General features: G+C 66.9%; 15 protein-coding genes, 1 tRNA gene, 2 rRNA genes and 1 pseudogene. 10 read left to right on the forward strand and 9 right to left on the reverse strand.

Annotated elements, in window-relative coordinates; all coding sequences use genetic code 11:
- The first annotated feature begins 13 nt into the window (after nucleotides 1-13).
- Nucleotides 14-1,807 carry a menaquinone biosynthesis decarboxylase gene (locus TthTMY_RS09275; RefSeq protein ID WP_223903207.1) on the forward strand — a complete coding sequence of 598 codons (1,794 nt, stop codon included), beginning with the start codon at nucleotides 14-16 and terminating at the stop codon, nucleotides 1,805-1,807.
- Here the strand turns inward: TthTMY_RS09275 and TthTMY_RS09280 are convergent.
- The 5 genes from TthTMY_RS09280 to TthTMY_RS09300 all read right to left on the reverse strand — a co-directional run bounded on the left by TthTMY_RS09280 (nucleotide 1,797) and on the right by TthTMY_RS09300 (nucleotide 4,564).
- Nucleotides 1,797-2,741, reverse strand: a complete 945-nt coding sequence (locus TthTMY_RS09280; protein WP_096411060.1) for an HD-GYP domain-containing protein — start codon at nucleotides 2,739-2,741, stop codon at nucleotides 1,797-1,799. The genes TthTMY_RS09275 and TthTMY_RS09280 overlap by 11 nt on opposite strands.
- A 10-nt stretch (nucleotides 2,742-2,751) precedes the next feature.
- Nucleotides 2,752-3,114, reverse strand: coding sequence for a roadblock/LC7 domain-containing protein (locus tag TthTMY_RS09285; RefSeq protein ID WP_096411061.1), 363 nt, complete (start codon nucleotides 3,112-3,114; stop codon nucleotides 2,752-2,754).
- Nucleotides 3,115-3,129: 15 nt separating this feature from the next.
- Nucleotides 3,130-3,444: a CZB domain-containing protein gene (locus TthTMY_RS09290; protein ID WP_096411062.1), complete on the reverse strand. Its 315-nt coding sequence runs from the start codon at nucleotides 3,442-3,444 to the stop codon at nucleotides 3,130-3,132.
- Entirely contained in the window at nucleotides 3,437-3,823 is a 387-nt protein-coding gene (locus tag TthTMY_RS09295) for an ATP/GTP-binding protein (RefSeq protein ID WP_223903208.1), read from the reverse strand. The genes TthTMY_RS09290 and TthTMY_RS09295 overlap by 8 nt, the downstream gene beginning before the upstream one ends.
- 120 nt (nucleotides 3,824-3,943) lie before the next feature.
- Nucleotides 3,944-4,564: a DUF4388 domain-containing protein gene (locus tag TthTMY_RS09300; protein WP_096411063.1), complete on the reverse strand. Its 621-nt coding sequence runs from the start codon at nucleotides 4,562-4,564 to the stop codon at nucleotides 3,944-3,946.
- A 74-nt stretch (nucleotides 4,565-4,638) separates the two neighbouring features.
- Between TthTMY_RS09300 and trmB the strand changes: the two genes are divergently transcribed.
- A complete protein-coding gene (gene trmB / locus TthTMY_RS09305; protein WP_096411064.1) occupies nucleotides 4,639-5,475 on the forward strand; it encodes a tRNA (guanosine(46)-N7)-methyltransferase TrmB in 837 nt (278 codons plus the stop codon).
- A 25-nt stretch (nucleotides 5,476-5,500) separates the two neighbouring features.
- Here trmB and TthTMY_RS09310 read toward each other — a convergent pair whose 3' ends face one another.
- The 3 genes from TthTMY_RS09310 to TthTMY_RS09320 all read right to left on the reverse strand — a co-directional run bounded on the left by TthTMY_RS09310 (nucleotide 5,501) and on the right by TthTMY_RS09320 (nucleotide 6,820).
- Entirely contained in the window at nucleotides 5,501-5,935 is a 435-nt protein-coding gene (locus TthTMY_RS09310; protein WP_223903543.1) for an integrase core domain-containing protein, read from the reverse strand.
- The gene (locus TthTMY_RS11970; protein WP_418952558.1) at nucleotides 5,817-6,281 is read right to left on the reverse strand and encodes an IS3 family transposase; all 465 of its coding nucleotides are present in this window, start codon (nucleotides 6,279-6,281) and stop codon (nucleotides 5,817-5,819) included. Before TthTMY_RS11970 ends, TthTMY_RS09310 begins: the two co-directional genes overlap by 119 nt.
- Before the next feature lie 332 nt (nucleotides 6,282-6,613).
- Nucleotides 6,614-6,820 (reverse strand): transposase, encoded by a 207-nt coding sequence (locus TthTMY_RS09320; protein ID WP_096411067.1) that lies wholly within the window; start codon nucleotides 6,818-6,820, stop codon nucleotides 6,614-6,616.
- Between the two features lie 125 nt (nucleotides 6,821-6,945).
- Here TthTMY_RS09320 and TthTMY_RS09325 point away from each other — a divergent pair.
- The 5 genes and pseudogenes from TthTMY_RS09325 (at nucleotide 6,946) to moaA (ending at nucleotide 12,404) form a co-directional block, all read left to right on the forward strand.
- Nucleotides 6,946-8,041, forward strand: a pseudogene (locus TthTMY_RS09325) (IS4 family transposase).
- A 132-nt stretch (nucleotides 8,042-8,173) separates the two neighbouring features.
- Nucleotides 8,174-11,057, forward strand: a 23S ribosomal RNA gene (locus TthTMY_RS09330).
- A gap of 83 nt (nucleotides 11,058-11,140) precedes the next feature.
- Nucleotides 11,141-11,257, forward strand: a 5S ribosomal RNA gene (gene rrf / locus TthTMY_RS09335).
- 12 nt (nucleotides 11,258-11,269) lie between these two features.
- A tRNA-Gly gene (locus TthTMY_RS09340) sits at nucleotides 11,270-11,345 on the forward strand.
- 81 nt (nucleotides 11,346-11,426) lie between these two features.
- Complete coding sequence (gene moaA, locus TthTMY_RS09345) at nucleotides 11,427-12,404, forward strand: GTP 3',8-cyclase MoaA (RefSeq protein ID WP_096413000.1); 978 nt, start codon at nucleotides 11,427-11,429, stop codon at nucleotides 12,402-12,404.
- Here the strand turns inward: moaA and TthTMY_RS09350 are convergent.
- A complete protein-coding gene (locus tag TthTMY_RS09350; RefSeq protein WP_096411068.1) occupies nucleotides 12,382-13,212 on the reverse strand; it encodes a DMT family transporter in 831 nt (276 codons plus the stop codon). The genes moaA and TthTMY_RS09350 overlap by 23 nt on opposite strands.
- Nucleotides 13,213-13,229: 17 nt before the next feature.
- On the opposite strand from TthTMY_RS09350, the gene TthTMY_RS09355 reads away from it, so the two are divergent.
- The 3 genes from TthTMY_RS09355 to TthTMY_RS09365 are packed head-to-tail and all read left to right on the forward strand — an operon-like array spanning nucleotide 13,230 to nucleotide 15,005.
- Nucleotides 13,230-14,222: a polyprenyl synthetase family protein gene (locus TthTMY_RS09355; RefSeq protein WP_223903209.1), complete on the forward strand. Its 993-nt coding sequence runs from the start codon at nucleotides 13,230-13,232 to the stop codon at nucleotides 14,220-14,222.
- A 7-nt stretch (nucleotides 14,223-14,229) separates the two neighbouring features.
- Nucleotides 14,230-14,421: a hypothetical protein gene (locus TthTMY_RS09360; protein WP_093008382.1), complete on the forward strand. Its 192-nt coding sequence runs from the start codon at nucleotides 14,230-14,232 to the stop codon at nucleotides 14,419-14,421.
- Entirely contained in the window at nucleotides 14,409-15,005 is a 597-nt protein-coding gene (locus TthTMY_RS09365; protein ID WP_096411069.1) for a hypothetical protein, read from the forward strand. The genes TthTMY_RS09360 and TthTMY_RS09365 overlap by 13 nt, the downstream gene beginning before the upstream one ends.
- Nucleotides 15,006-15,007: the final 2 nt, after the last annotated feature.

Genomic DNA, 15,007 nt, shown 5'->3' on the forward strand with positions numbered 1-15,007 from the left:
GGTAAGCTTAGGCGTGTTTCGGAACCTTCGGGCCTACCTCGAGGCCTTGGAACGCCGGGGGGAGCTCCACCGGGTGAGGGTCCCGGTGAGCGCCGAGCTGGAGATCGCCGAGATCGCGGACCGGGTGGTGAAAGGGGAAGGCCCCGCCCTCCTCTTTGAGCGGGTGGTGGGCAAGGACTTCCCCGTGGCCATCGGGCTTTTCGGCACGAGGGCGCGCACGGCCTTCGCCCTGGGGGTGGCGGACCTGGACGAGCTTTCGGGGAAGGTGGAGCGCCTCCTCGCCCTGGAGCCGGGGAAGGGGGGGCTTTCCGCCCTCCTGGGCCTCCTCCCCAAGCTTCCCCTCCTCCGGGGCTTCTTCCCCAGGCGGGTGCGGAAGGCCCCGGTGCAGGAGGTGGTGTGGCGGGGGGAGGAGGTGGACCTAGGGCGCCTTCCCGTCCTCAAGTGCTGGCCTCTGGACGGGGGGCCCTTCCTCACCCTGCCCCTCGTCATCACCAAGGACCCCGAGACCGGGGAGCTCAACCTCGGCATGTACCGCATGCAGGTCCTGGACAAAAGGAGCACCGCCATGCACTGGCAATGGCACAAGGTGGGCCGCCGCCACCTGGAGAAGGCGAAGAGGCTGGGGAGGAGGCTGGAGGTGGCCGTGGCCCTGGGAGGGGACCCGGTCCTCACCTACGCCGCCACCGCACCCCTCCCTCCCTTGCCGGGGGTGAGCGAGTTCCACCTGGCGGGCTTCCTCCGGGGGGCCCCCATTGAGCTTGCCCGGGGGGTGACCGTGGACCTCCCCGTGCCCGCGGAGGCGGAGTTTGTCCTCGAGGGCTACATTGACCCCGAGGAGCCCCTGGTGGAGGAGGGGCCTTTTGGGGACCACACGGGCTTCTACACCCCCGTGGACCTCTACCCCCGCTTCCACGTCACCGCCCTTACCCACCGGAAGGGGGCCATCTACCCCGCCACCCTCGTGGGCGTTCCCCCCATGGAGGACGCCTACCTCATTGAGGCCACGGAAAGGCTCTTCCTCCCCGCCCTCCGCCTGGTGCTCCCCGAGGTGGTGGACTACCACATGCCCCCCGAGGGGGTGGCCCACAACTGGGTGAACGTGGCTTTGCGCAAGGAGTACCCGGGGCAGGCCTACAAGGTGGCCTACGGGATGCTGGGCCTGGGGCAGATGATGTTCGCCAAGGTCATTGTGGCCGTGGACGCGGACGTTCCGGTCAAGCCCGGGTTTGCTGCCCTGCTTGAGGCCCTCAAGCACGCCCTTCCCGGGCGGGACACCCTCCTCCTAAGGGGCCCCGTGGACGTCCTGGACCACAGCTCCCGGGCCTTCGCCTTCGGGGGGAAGCTCGTCATTGACGGCACGCGGAAGCTTCCCGAGGAGGGGGGAGAGGCGTCCTTTATTCCCAAGGCCCACCCCACGCTTCCCGAAGATCCCGAGGTCCTGGCCCAGAGGCAGTGGCCGGGCCTCTGGGGGGTGGTGCTGGCGAAGCGCCGCCCCCACCAGGCCTGGGAGGTGGCGGAGAGGCTCCTCGGCACCCCGCAAAGCGCCGGGATCCGGCTTCTCCTCCTCGCCGACGAGGACACGGCCCTAAGCCCGGAGGAACTCCTCTGGTACGTCCTCAACAACATAGACCCCGAGCGGGACGCCCGGGTGATGCCGGGGGTAGAGGGGCCGGTCTTGGTCCTGGACGGCACGCGGAAGCTCCCCGAGGAGGGCTTCCAAAGGGTCTGGCCCGAGAGGGTCCGGATGGACCCCAGGGTGAAGGCCCTGGTGGACGCCCGCTGGGAGGAGTACGGCTTCAGGCCCTGAGGAGGCGGTTTCGCAAAAGCCCCGACCGGAAGGCCCGCACCACCTCCCGGGAAAGCTTCCCCTTCCGCGCCTCCTCCTCCAGGGCCTCCAGGGCCTCGTGGGGCTTTAGGGGCTTGCGGTAGGTGCGCACGCTGGTGAGGGCATCGTAAATGTCCGCGGCGCTTAGGGCCTGCACCAGAAGGGGGATCTCCGTGAGCCCGTCGGGGTAGCCGGAGCCGTCCAGCTTCTCGTGGTGCCAGCGCACGTAGGGGCGGAGGCGGGGGTGGGCCCGGAGGGGCCCCAGGATCTCGTCCCCCCTCACGGGGTGCTCGCGGATGAGCCGCCACTCGTGCTCGCTTAGGGGGTGGTCTCCCCGGAGGATGTGGTCGGGGATGGCGATCTTGCCCACGTCGTGGAGGAGCGCCCCCATGTGCAGGTCTTCCCGCTCCTCTTCCCTGGCCCCGAGTTCCTCCGCGGCCAGGAGGGCGTACCGGGCCACCCGCTCCCCGTGGCCCGCGGTGTAGGCGTCCTTGGCCTCCACCGCCCGCATGAGCACGAGGAGGGTCCGCTCCAGGTCCTCTAGCTTCTCCTGAAGCCGCCTGCGCTCCAGGTGCCCCTTCACCCGGAGGCGGAGCTCGGCGAGGTCCACGGGCCGGTTGAGGAAGTCGTCGGCCCCCGCCTCTATCCCCTTCAGGCGCACCTCCCGCTCCCCATCCGCGGTGAGGAGGATCACGGGAAGAAGGGGGTCTTGGGCCTTGAGGCTTTGGGTGAGCTCCAGGCCGTCCATGACGGGCATGTGGAGGTCGGTGAGGACCACGTGGGGAAGCCTGTCCCTGAGGAGGTCCAAGGCCTCCTTCCCGTTCCTCGCCTCCCACACCTCCACCTCCAAAGGGGCCAGGGCCCGCATGAGGAGGCGCCGCTGAACGGGGTCGTCGTCCACCACCAAGACCCGCATCCTGGCCCCCCTAAAGGAGTTCTCTCAGCTCCTTGGCCGCTTCGCGGGCCTCGAGGTGGATGAGGCCCAGGTTGGCCCCCTGGGGGGCGGCCACCGCCAAGACCCCCTTCTCCCCCGCCTCGTACACCACCAGGTAGCCTCCCGCTCCCCGCACCACCGCCTCCTGGAAGTCCCCGAGGCGCAAGGTGGAGGCGATGCGCTTGCCGAGGCCCAAGGAGGTGGCGGCCATGGCCGCGATGCGGGGGGCCTCGGCCTCGGGGAAGTCGTGGGCGATGGGAAGCCCGTCCTGGGAGGCCACCATCACCCCGCGGATCTCGGGTACGGCCGCCTTGAGGTTCTGGATGAGTTCCTGAAGCGCTTCTACCTTATTCATATCCTCAACCTCCGCTTACTCCAAAGAAAGGAGAAGGTGCTCAATCCTGCCGAAGAGCCGGTAAGCCTCGCTCAAAAGCCCCTCCGCTTCTTCCCGCTTGCCTTCTTCAAAAAGCCGCACCGCCTTCTCGGTGACCTCGTGGAAGGCCTCGTGGAGGACGCCGAGCTCCTGGAACTCGGCCCTTTCCCCGTACCGCGGGGCGGCCTCCCGGTACCATCGGCCCAGGCTGCACTCCGTGGGCGCGCTCAGGGGAGGAAACTCCCCTCCTTCCAGGAAGCGGGCCACGTTTTCTAGGTACCGCATGTGGGCGAGGACGATGGCCTCAATCATCTTTCCCCTCCTTCAGGGTGAGTTCTAAGAGCTTCTCCACGGCTCCAAAGGCCTCCTCCCGCCTCCTCGGGTCTAGGCCCACCACCCGCTCCTCGGGGAGGCGCAGGTAGAGGGCCACCTCCTCGGGCGTCCAGGCCTTGGGCAGGTCCAAGCGGGTGACCCCCACCAGGTAGGGCACGGGGTGGCGGGTGGTGAGGTGCTCCAGGATATAGCGGGCCTTGGGGAGCCCCTCGGGGCGGTCCCCGGCCACCAGGAGGAGAAGCCCCAAGGCCCCTTCCATGAGGACGTCCCACATGAAGCTGAAGCGCTCCTGCCCCGGGGTGCCGAAGAGGTGGACGGGGTAGGGCCCCACTTGGAGCACCCCAAAGTCCAGGGCCACGGTTGGTCTCCTTGCCCAGGTCTTCGCTCGCCTTGGCCTCCGTGGCGAGGAAGCCCTCCCCCAAAAGGGTCCGGGCCAGGGTGGTCTTCCCCGCGCCCACGGGGCCGGAGATCACGAGCTTTAGCGGGCCCATAGGCTCCTCAGGCCCGAAAGGAGTCCCTGGAGGAGGCCCTTGTCCTTGGGCCTGGCCCCCATCTCCGCCCGCCGGACGGCCCCTAGCCCCTGGAGCTTGTAGAGGTAGAGGCGCACCTGGTCCAGGGGGATGGAGAGGGCCTGGGCGAGCTCCCTGGCCGAGGCCCCCCGCTTGAGGTGGGGCAGGGCGAGCTGGAAGAACTCCTTGAAGCGTGGGTCCTCGGGGGAGCTCCCCGCCAGGCGGAAGCGGGCCTCGGGGGAGGGGAGGAAGGGGCGGTAATGCTCAAGCTCGTCCTGGAGCGTGGTGAGGGAGAGGAGGACCCTTTCCGTGGGCCAGTTCAGGCGCTCCTTGTGCCTGGGCCTGGCCCCGGGGTGGAACTCAAAGCTTCCCTCTTTGGCCAGGAGCAAGGCCTGCAGGGTGGCCTTGGCGCTCAAGGGGGGAAGGGGCTTGCCGTGCTGGTCAACGGAGCGGATCCGCCCGGGCTTGAGGTAGATGGTGGTGGGGGGGATCTCCTTGAGGTTCCAGACCTCCAAAGCCCCTTCTTTATGGGCGAGTAGGGAGAGGATCTCCCCCAGGGGCATGGAATCCAGGCTTCCGAATAGGGCCATGGCAACCTCCTCCTGAAACGCAAGGTACGCCCCCCCTTTGAAAAGGGTGTGAAGGCTCCCTATAATCCCTCCTCGTGCTGGTGCGCCCCGCCCTCCTGCCCGCCTGGCCCCCGGCCCTAAAGGACCTCTTCGGGCGGGAAGGCCCTTTGGTCCTGGAGATCGGCTTCGGGGACGGGCGCTTCACCGCGGAGCTTGCCAAGGAGCACCCCGACTGGCTCGTCCTGGGGGCGGAGGTCTCGGCGGCGAGCGTCCTTAGGGCCTACCGGCGGATGAAGCGGGAGGGGGTGGAAAACGTCCGCCTCTACCACGGGGAGGGGCCTTTCGCCCTCAGGAACCTGGTGCCCCCGGGGAGCCTCCACCGGGTCATCGTGAACTTCCCCGACCCCTGGCCCAAGAAGCGCCACCAGGAAAGGCGCCTCCTCCAGGAGGCCTTTTTCCGGAGGCTTTCCACGAGGCTTGGGGAAGGGGGGGCCCTCCTCCTCACCACGGACCACGAGGAGTATTTCGGCTTCGCCCTGGAGGAAGCGGAGCGCACCGGGCTCTACCGCATAGAGGTGGGGCCGCCCCCCGAGGCCCACCTGAAGACCAAGTACGCCCTCAAGTGGAAGGAGGTGGGAAGGACCTTCTTCCACGCGGTCTTCACCAAGGTGGCCGAGGACCCCACCCCTTGGTCCCCCATAAGGAGGTACGCCGTGGCCCACGCCCTGCTCAAAGGAGAGCTCCCGGAAACCCTTTCCCTGGAGAAGACCCCGGTGCCCGTTCCCGGGGGTGTGGCCGTCTTCTTGGAGGTGGCCCGGGGGAAGGAGGGGTTTTACGTCCTCATACCCTTTCTTGTTTTGTATTCTTCGTCCATGACCGTGGCCGACCACCTGACCCTGAACGAACTGTGGCGGAGGGTCAAGAAGGCTTGATCCAGCCCCCTAAACTTAGACACTTTCACCCTGCCTCCCATGTGATGTCCTGTGTGCTTTGCCCCAGCGCCTCCTCCATCGCCTCCCTCGGCGTCCGATAACCGAGCCCCGAGTGCAGCCAGCTCTCGTGGTAGTAGCGTAGGCGCTCCTTCACCACCTCCTTTAGCTCCCCAAGGCTTCTGGCCTCCAAAAACTGGTCTCCTCCCTCCCCCTTGAACCGGGCAAAAAAGCTCTCCACCACAGGGTTTCCCTTAGCCCCCATCAGGCTGTAGGAAAGCCGCTGCCCGTCCCTGAGAAGAAGCGTCCCCACCCAGTCGTGGCTCAGGAAAGGTCCCCCCTGGTCATGGTGCACCAGGGCCCTGGGGAGCCTCCCCACCTGGGCCTGGAGAAAGGCCTTGGCCTCCTCCCACGCCTCCAGGGCCAGCTCCGCCGAGGGAGAAGGCCCTAAACCCCAGGCCACCACCATCCGGGTTCTGTGGGGAACGTAGCCGCCAAGGCGGCTGACCCAGGATGGGCACGAACCAGGCCTTCCCTCCCCGGTAGGGCAGGAGGGTGAAGTCGGTGTACAAGAGCTCAAAGGGCTCCGGTTCCCTCTGCCTGAGAAGGGAGGCCCTCAAGTCTGCTCTGTCCCCGGCCAGGAGGACGATCTGCAGCAGGGGGTTGGGCTTGGGCCTCCGAACGGTGCGCTTCAGGGAGAGGTGGAAGTCCTGCAGTAGGCGGTGGACCCGTTTGTGGTTGACCAGAATGCCCTTTCTGTGGAGCTCCTTGGTGACCCGGCGGTAGCCGTACTCGGGGTGCTCCAGCAAGACCTCTTCGATGGCCCCCTTGAGGCGGAGGTCTTCCTCCTCCCTTTTCCTGTCCGCCCCAAGCTAGGCTTCGCCTGACCCACCTTCTGCTTCCGGTAGTAGTACCAGGTGGCCCGAGGGATCTCCAGAGCGCTGAGGACGATGGGCAGGGGAGCCAGACCCTGGGCCAGCGCCTCGCGGGCCAGGTCGATGCGCTCGCCCAGGGTCATCCGCTTTACCTCCCCTGCCCTAGGGTCACGCGAAGCGTAGGTTCGGCTTTTTTAGGAGGGCGATCTCCACTTCCTTTTTGCCGATGAGCTGTTCCAGGTCACGGATCTTCTTCTCCAGCTCCTTCACAAGCTAGCCCTGACGGGCTGACCTTGGGTCTCGTTGGAGAAGATGGTGGCCCCCTTCTCCATGAGCTCCGCCTTCCACTTCACGATGGTGTTGGGGTGGACATTGTAGATGCGGGCGAGTTCCACCAGGCTCTTCTCCCCCTTGATGGCCTCCAGAGCTGCTTGAAACTTAACCTGTGGGGGTACCGCTTTGGGCTTCTTCACTAACCTCCCGGATGGGGTCATCCTACATCAAAGTTGGCGTCTAGTCTAGGGGGTCCACATCTGAGCTCTCATCACTTTGAGGGCTGGGGCTTGACAAGGGAAGAGAAGAGGGGGGTAAGTAAGGTGTGCCGCCCACCACCCCCCTTTCCCAAGTTATCACCCTCTGGGTCCATAAGGTCTTCGCCTCCCTCAGGAAAACCATCCGCTCCAACCTCGCCCTCTTCCTGTCCACCCTCCTCACTACCCCCCTGGACCCCACCCTCTCCGACCTCGCCCGCAGAACCCCCCTCCCCACCCTGGCCCAAAGCCGCCTCAATCGCCTCTGGCGCTTCCTCCATCACCCCACCCTGCAAGACCCCTGGGCCCTCACCGAAGCCCTCCTCCCCCTCCTCGTCCCTCGTTTCCCCAAAGACCGCCCCCTCCCCCTCATCGTGGACTGGACCTTCACAGAGGACGGTAGGCACCAAGCCCTGGTGGCCGCCCTTCCCCTCAAGGGAAGGGCCCTGGTGGTGGCCTTCGCTCTTCACCCCCTCTCCCCTTTCCCCAGTCAAAACCGGGTGGAGGAGGAGTTCCTCCACCGCCTGGGCCGCGCCGTCCAGGACCTGGGATATACCCCCTCTTCCTCCTGGACCGCGGCTTTGACCGGGTCTCCCTGATGCGAAAGCTCCAGGGGTGGGGCATGGGCTTCCTCATCCGCCTGCGGCAGAACCGGGAGGTGGAACCCCAAGGGGGAAGCGCCTTCCCCTGAAGGAGGGCTACCGGCGTGTGGTCCACCCCCTGCGGGAGGAGGTCCGCCTTTTCGGACACGGTGGGGAGGGGGTAGAAGTCACCCTCCTGGTGTACCCAGGGGGTCGGGATCCCTGGTATCTGGCCTATTCGGGCCCTTTTGGGGGGGAGCCGCCCTATGGGTGGCGGATGTGGATTGAAGAGGGGTTTAGGGACCTGAAGGGGCAGGGGTTTGGGCTGGACCGCCATCGGCTGCGGACGGGGGCGAGCCTCAGGGGGTGGTTATGGCTTCTGGCCTTGGGGATGGCGCTCTTGGTCCTTCTGGGGGCGCGCTTGCAGGGCAGGGAATGGCTTCCCCGGCTTCTGGCCCATCCCGAGCGGCAAAGCCTCTTCCGTCTGGGCCGGATCGCCCTGGCCCAGGGGCCCCCGCCTTGGAGGGAAGCAGTGGTGGAGGAGCTGGTCAGGTTGCTTCAGGAACTGGGGGGAGGAAAGTGATGAGAGCTCAGGCCCGGGGGATGTTGACAAGGAAAAGCCAGGGTGCTAACTTAGGGATTGCGCTGCCCTGAGGGGGGTAGCGGGGGATCTTGAAAGCTGGGGTGGATGAAGGGCTTTGAGGGTCCTTTGAGGGGTCAAGATGGTAAGGGCCCACGGTGGATGCCTCGGCACCCGAGCCGATGAAGGACGTGGCTACCTGCGATAAGCCAGGGGGAGCCGGTAGCGGGCGTTGATCCCTGGATGTCCGAATGGGGGAACCCGGCCGGCGGGAACGCCGGTCACCGCGCTCTTGCGCGGGGGGAACCTGGGGAACTGAAACATCTCAGTACCCAGAGGAGAGGAAAGAGAAATCGACTCCCTGAGTAGCGGCGAGCGAAAGGGGACCAGCCTAAACCGCCCGGCTTGTCCGGGCGGGGTCGTGGGGCCCTCGGACACCGAATCCCCAGCCTAGCCGAAGCTGTTGGGAAGCAGCGCCAGAGAGGGTGAAAGCCCCGTAGGCGAAAGGTGGGGGGATAGGTGAGGGTACCCGAGTACCCCGTGGTCCGTGGAGCCATGGGGGAATCTGGGCGGACCACCGCCTAAGGCTAAGTACTCCGGGTGACCGATAGCGCACCAGTACCGTGAGGGAAAGGTGAAAAGAACCCCGGGAGGGGAGTGAAATAGAGCCTGAAACCGTGGGCTTACAAGCAGTCACGGCCCCAAAAGGGGTTGTGGCGTGCCTATTGAAGCATGAGCCGGCGACTCACGGTCGTGGGCGAGCTTAAGCCGTTGAGGCGGAGGCGTAGGGAAACCGAGTCCGAACAGGGCGTCTAGTCCGCGGCCGTGGACCCGAAACCGGGCGAGCTAGCCCTGGCCAGGGTGAAGCTGGGGTGATACCCAGTGGAGGCCCGAACCGGTGGGGGATGCAAACCCCTCGGATGAGCTGGGGCTAGGAGTGAAAAGCTAACCGAGCCCGGAGATAGCTGGTTCTCCCCGAAATGACTTTAGGGTCAGCCTCAGGCGCTGACTGGGGCCTGTAGAGCACTGATAGGGCTAGGGGGCCCACCAGCCTACCAAACCCTGTCAAACTCCGAAGGGTCCCAGGTGGAGCCTGGGAGTGAGGGCGCGAGCGATAACGTCCGCGTCCGAGCGCGGGAACAACCGAGACCGCCAGCTAAGGCCCCCAAGTCTGGGCTAAGTGGTAAAGGATGTGGCGCCGCAAAGACAGCCAGGAGGTTGGCTTAGAAGCAGCCATCCTTTAAAGAGTGCGTAATAGCTCACTGGTCGAGCGGCGCTGCGCCGAAAATGATCGGGGCTTAAGCCCAGCGCCGAAGCTGCGGGCCTGGGGAATGACCCCAGGCGGTAGGGGAGCGTTCCCGATGCCGATGAAGGCCGACCCGCGAGGGCGGCTGGAGGTAAGGGAAGTGCGAATGCCGGCATGAGTAACGATAAAGAGGGTGAGAATCCCTCTCGCCGTAAGCCCAAGGGTTCCTACGCAATGGTCGTCAGCGTAGGGTTAGGCGGGACCTAAGGTGAAGCCGAAAGGCGTAGCCGAAGGGCAGCCGGTTAATATTCCGGCCCTTCCCGCAGGTGCGATGGGGGGACGCTCTAGGCTAGGGGGACCGGAGCCATGGACGAGCCCGGCCAGAAGCGCAGGGTGGGAGGTAGGCAAATCCGCCTCCCAAAAGCTCTGCGTGGTGGGGAAGCCCGTACGGGTGACAACCCCCGAAGCCAGGGAGCCAAGAAAAGCCTCTAAGCACAACCTGCGGGAACCCGTACCGCAAACCGACACAGGTGGGCGGGTGCAAGAGCACTCAGGCGCGCGGGAGAACCCTCGCCAAGGAACTCTGCAAGTTGGCCCCGTAACTTCGGGAGAAGGGGTGCTCCCTGGGGTGATGAGCCCCGGGGAGCCGCAGTGAACAGGCTCTGGCGACTGTTTACCAAAAACACAGCTCTCTGCGAACTCGTAAGAGGAGGTATAGGGAGCGACGCTTGCCCGGTGCCGGAAGGTCAAGGGGAGGGGTGCAAGCCCCAAACCGAAGCCCCGGTGAACGGCGGCCGTAACTATAACGGTCCTAAGGTAGCGAAATTCCTTGTCGGGTAAGTTCCGACCTGCACGAAAAGCGTAACGACCGGAGCGCTGTCTCGGCGAGGGACCCGGTGAAATTGAACTGGCCGTGAAGATGCGGCCTACCCGTGGCAGGACGAAAAGACCCCGTGGAGCTTTACTGCAGCCTGGTGTTGGCTCTTGGTCGCGCCTGCGTAGGATAGGTGGGAGCCTGTGAACCCCCGCCGGGTGGGGGGAGGCGCCGGTGAAATACCACCCTGGCGCGGCTGGGGGCCTAACCCTCGGATGGGGGGACAGCGCTTGGCGGGCAGTTTGACTGGGGCGGTCGCCTCCTAAAGGGTAACGGAGGCGCCCAAAGGTCCCCTCAGGCGGGACGGAAATCCGCCGGAGAGCGCAAGGGTAGAAGGGGGCCTGACTGCGAGGCCTGCAAGCCGAGCAGGGGCGAAAGCCGGGCCTAGTGAACCGGTGGTCCCGTGTGGAAGGGCCATCGATCAACGGATAAAAGTTACCCCGGGGATAACAGGCTGATCTCCCCCGAGCGTCCACAGCGGCGGGGAGGTTTGGCACCTCGATGTCGGCTCGTCGCATCCTGGGGCTGAAGAAGGTCCCAAGGGTTGGGCTGTTCGCCCATTAAAGCGGCACGCGAGCTGGGTTCAGAACGTCGTGAGACAGTTCGGTCTCTATCCGCCACGGGCGCAGGAGGCTTGAGGGGGCTCTTCCTAGTACGAGAGGACCGGAAGGGACGCACCTCTGGTTTCCCAGCTGTCCCTCCAGGGGCATAAGCTGGGTAGCCATGTGCGGAAGGGATAACCGCTGAAAGCATCTAAGCGGGAAGCCCGCCCCAAGATGAGGCCTCCCACGGCATTAAGCCGGTAAGGACCCGGGAAGACCACCCGGTGGATGGGCCGGGGGTGTAAGCGCCGCGAGGCGTTGAGCCGACCGGTCCCAATCGTCCGAGGTCTTGACCCCTCCATCCGCACTCATCCCATCCCACCCCAGCAACCCCCTACCCCCCGCAGCGCGGGATTTTGAAAACCCAAAACACCAGAATCCCCCGTGCCCATAGCGGCGTGGAACCACCCGTTCCCATTCCGAACACGGAAGTGAAACGCGCCAGCGCCGATGGTACTGGGCGGGCGACCGCCTGGGAGAGTAGGTCGGTGCGGGGGATTTTCCCTTTCGCGGGAGTAGCTCAGTCGGTAGAGCACGACCTTGCCAAGGTCGGGGTCGCGGGTTCAAGTCCCGTCTCCCGCTCCATCCCTAAACCCCCCAGGGAGTCCCCCTGGGGGGTTTCGCTTTTTCCCCGGCTGGGATAAGATGAGCGGCAAAGGGGGGAAGATGAGGCTTTTAGACAACTACGGGCGCGTGATCAAGGACCTCCGCATCTCCGTCACCCCCCGGTGCAACCTCCACTGCCTCTACTGCCATCCCCTGGGCCTGGAGATGCGGGAGCCCCCGGGCACCCTCACCGTGGAGGAGGTGGACCACTTCCTCGAGGCCGCCTCCCTCCTCGGCCTCTCCTCCGTGCGCTTCACCGGGGGTGAGCCCCTGGTGCGGAAGGAGCTTCCCGAGATGATCGCCCGGGCCCGGGCGAAGGAAGGGGTGGAGGACGTGGCCATCACCACCAACGGCCTCCTCTTCGCCAAGCGGGCCAAGGAGCTCGTGGAGGCGGGGCTTAACCGGGTGAACATCTCCTTAGACGCCCTCACCCCCGAGGTCTTCGCCCGCATCACCCGGGGGGGGAAGGTGGAGCGGGTCCTCGAGGCCATAGAGAAGGCCCTGGAGCTCGGCCTCCACCCGGTGAAGCTCAACGCCGTGGTGATCCGGGGGATGAACGAGGAGGAGGTGGTGCCCCTGGCGGGGCTTTCCCTGGACCGACCCCTCCACGTGCGCTTCATTGAGTACATGCACCTGGACAACTCCGACCCCGAGGAGTACCGCCGCCGCTTCGTCCCCGGCAAAGAGACCCGGGCCCGGATTGAGGCGGTCTACGGCCCCCTGGAGCCCGTCCCCCACGACCCCACCTCCCCGGCCCGGGTCTTCAAGGTCCCCGGGGCCCAGGGCACGGTGGGCTTCATCAACCCGGTGACGGAACCCTTTTGCTCCAACTGCTCCAGGCTCCGCCTCACCTCGGACAAGAAGCTCAGGCCCTGCCTCCTCACCGACCTGGAGATGGACATCGCCTGGGCCTTCGCCGCCCCCGAGCCCGTGGAGGCCCTGGTGGACGCCATCCTCATCGCCACGAACCGCAAGCCCGCCTTCGGCAACACCCTGCCCACCCTGCGCAAGCGGGTCATGCTGGGGATCGGCGGATAGCCTGCAGGGTGGCCCCGATCACCAGAAAAGCCCCCAGGGCCCCCGTAAGGCCCATGCGCTCCCCCAGGAGGAGGAAGGCGAAGAGGGTGGCCCAGACCGGCTCCAGGGTGTAGAGGACGGCCGCCTGGGGCGCGGGGACGTGCCTCTGCCCCCAGGTCTGGAGCCAGGTGGTGAGGGCCGTGGCCACCACCCCCAGGTAGAGCACCGCTCCCCAGGGGACTTCCCAGGAAAGCCCCCCCTCCCAAAGGGCCCAGGGCCCGGCGAGGAGGGCCGTGCCCACCACCTGGACCGCGGTGAGGGGCAAGGAGGGGATGGCCTTGGCGTGGACCTCGAGGCGGACGATGTAAAGGGCATAGGTCACCGCCGTGACCAGGGTCCAGAGGTCCCCCACGTTGAAGGGAGGCTGGTTGGGATCGTAGGAGAGGAGCCCCACCCCCAAAAAGGCGAGAAGCGCCGCCACCCCCGCCCGCCCCACCCTCCTCCCGGCCAGGGAGAGGAGGAGGGGCACCAGGACCACGTTCAAGGCGGTGATGAAGGCGCTCCGGCTGGCGGAGGTGTACTGGAGGCCGATGGCCTGGCTGGCGTACCCCAGGAGGAGCCAGAAGGCGAGCTCCATCCCCGGCCCCCAAGCCCCCCTGGGAAGGCGCGCAAGCCAGGGGAGGAAGAAGAGGCTCGCCACCAGGAAGCGGAGGAAGACCAGGGCGCTTGCGGGCATGGCCTCCACGGCGCCCTTCACCACCACGAAGGTGGTGCCCCAGAGGAGGGTGAGGAGGTTCAGGGCGAGAAGGCCCAGGGCGTAGCCGCGCATGGCCTAAAGTGTAAGGCATGGTGCCCACGCCCGAGGCCATCCGGCAGGCCCTCCAAGAAAGGCTCCTCGCCCGCCTGGACCACCCCGACCCCCTTTACCGGGACCTCCTCCAGGACTACCCCAGGCGGGGGGGGAAGATGCTCCGGGGCCTCCTCACCGTGTACAGCGCCCTGGCCCACGGGGCGCCCTTGGAAGCGGGCCTGGAAGCCGCGACTGCCCTGGAGCTTTTCCAGAACTGGGTCCTGATCCACGACGACATTGAGGACGGCTCCGAGGAGCGCCGGGGCCGGCCCGCCCTCCACCGCCTCCACCCCATGCCCCTGGCCCTGAACGCGGGGGACGCCCTGCACGCCGAGATGTGGGGCCTCCTCGCGGAAGGCCTCGCCCGGGGGCTTTTCCCCCCGGAGGTCCTCTTGGAGTTCCACGAGGTGGTGCGGCGCACCGCCTACGGCCAGCACCTGGACCTCCTCTGGACCCTAAGCGGGACCTTTGACCTGAGGCCGGAGGACTACTTCCGCATGGTGGCCCACAAGGCCGCCTACTACACCGCCGTGGCCCCCTTGCGCCTCGGGGCCCTCCTCGCCGGGAAGACCCCGCCCGCCGCCTACGAGGAGGGGGGGCTAAAGCTCGGCATGGCCTTCCAGATCGTGGACGACATCCTGAACCTCGAGGGGGACGAGGCCTACGGCAAGGAGCGGGCCGGGGACCTCTACGAGGGCAAGCGCACCCTAATCCTCCTCCGCTTCCTGGAGGAGGCTTCCCCCGAGGAAAGGGCCCGGGCCCTCGCCCTCCTCGCCCTGCCCCGGGAGGCGAAGCCCGAGGCGGAGGTGGGTTGGCTTCTGGAAAGGCTCCTCGCCTCGAGGGCCCTGGCCTGGGCCAAGGCGGAGGCCAAGCGCCTCCAGGCCGAGGGCCTCGCCCTCCTGGAGGCCGCCTTCCGGGACCTCCCGGGGAAGGAGGCCCTGGACCACCTCCAGGGCCTTCTCGCCGCCTTGGTGGAGCGCAGGGCATAATGGGGCCATGCAGGGGGTGCGCTTCCGGGTCATCACCGCCAACGACCCCGACATCCTCCAAGAGCGCCTGAACCGCTTCGTGGAGGACCTTTCCGAGGATGTGGTCCTCGTGGACGTGAAGTTCGCCGTGGCCGAGGGCCCCTCTCCCCTCTTCGCCGTCCTGGTGCAGTACAAGGAAGTGGAGGCGTGGAAGGAGTAGAGGCCTTCCTCTTCTTCCTCGCCCTCCGGGGCGAGGCCAAGCGGGAGGAGGTGCGGGCCCGGTTTCCCCGGCTCGTCCCCCTCCTCAAGGCTCTGGGAGAGGCGGTGGAGGCGCAGGGCGAAACCTTCAGGCTCGCCAAGCCCCTCCGCCTCTCCTGGTTCGCCCCCCTCTTCCAGGCCCAGTACTCCCCCCTCCTCCCCGAGGAGGAGCGGGCCCTCGCCCTGGAGCGGCTCGTGGAGGCCGCCTTCCGCTCGGCGGAGGCGGGGGAGCCCCTCTTGGAAGGGGAAGGGCTCCTCAAGGCGGCCCGCCTCTTCCAGGCGGGAAGCCGGGCCCTTCTGGAGGGAAACCCCCGGGAGGCGCTTCACCGCTACGGGGAAGCCCTGGGCCTCCTGGAGGGAGAAGGCCTCCCCTTCCCCGCCGCCGCCCTCGCCCTCCTCGCCCAGGCCCAGGAAGGCTTCCGCCCCGGGGGCAAGGGGAAGGCCACGGCGCAGAAGGCCCTCAGGCGGGCCCAGACCCCCTTCGTCCGGGAGGTGGCGGAGAGGATCCTCTCCCCCGCCACAGACCCCGAGGCCCCGGGCCCGTAGAA

Source organism: Thermus thermophilus (genome assembly GCF_019974155.1).
Classification (GTDB): domain Bacteria; phylum Deinococcota; class Deinococci; order Deinococcales; family Thermaceae; genus Thermus; species Thermus thermophilus_C.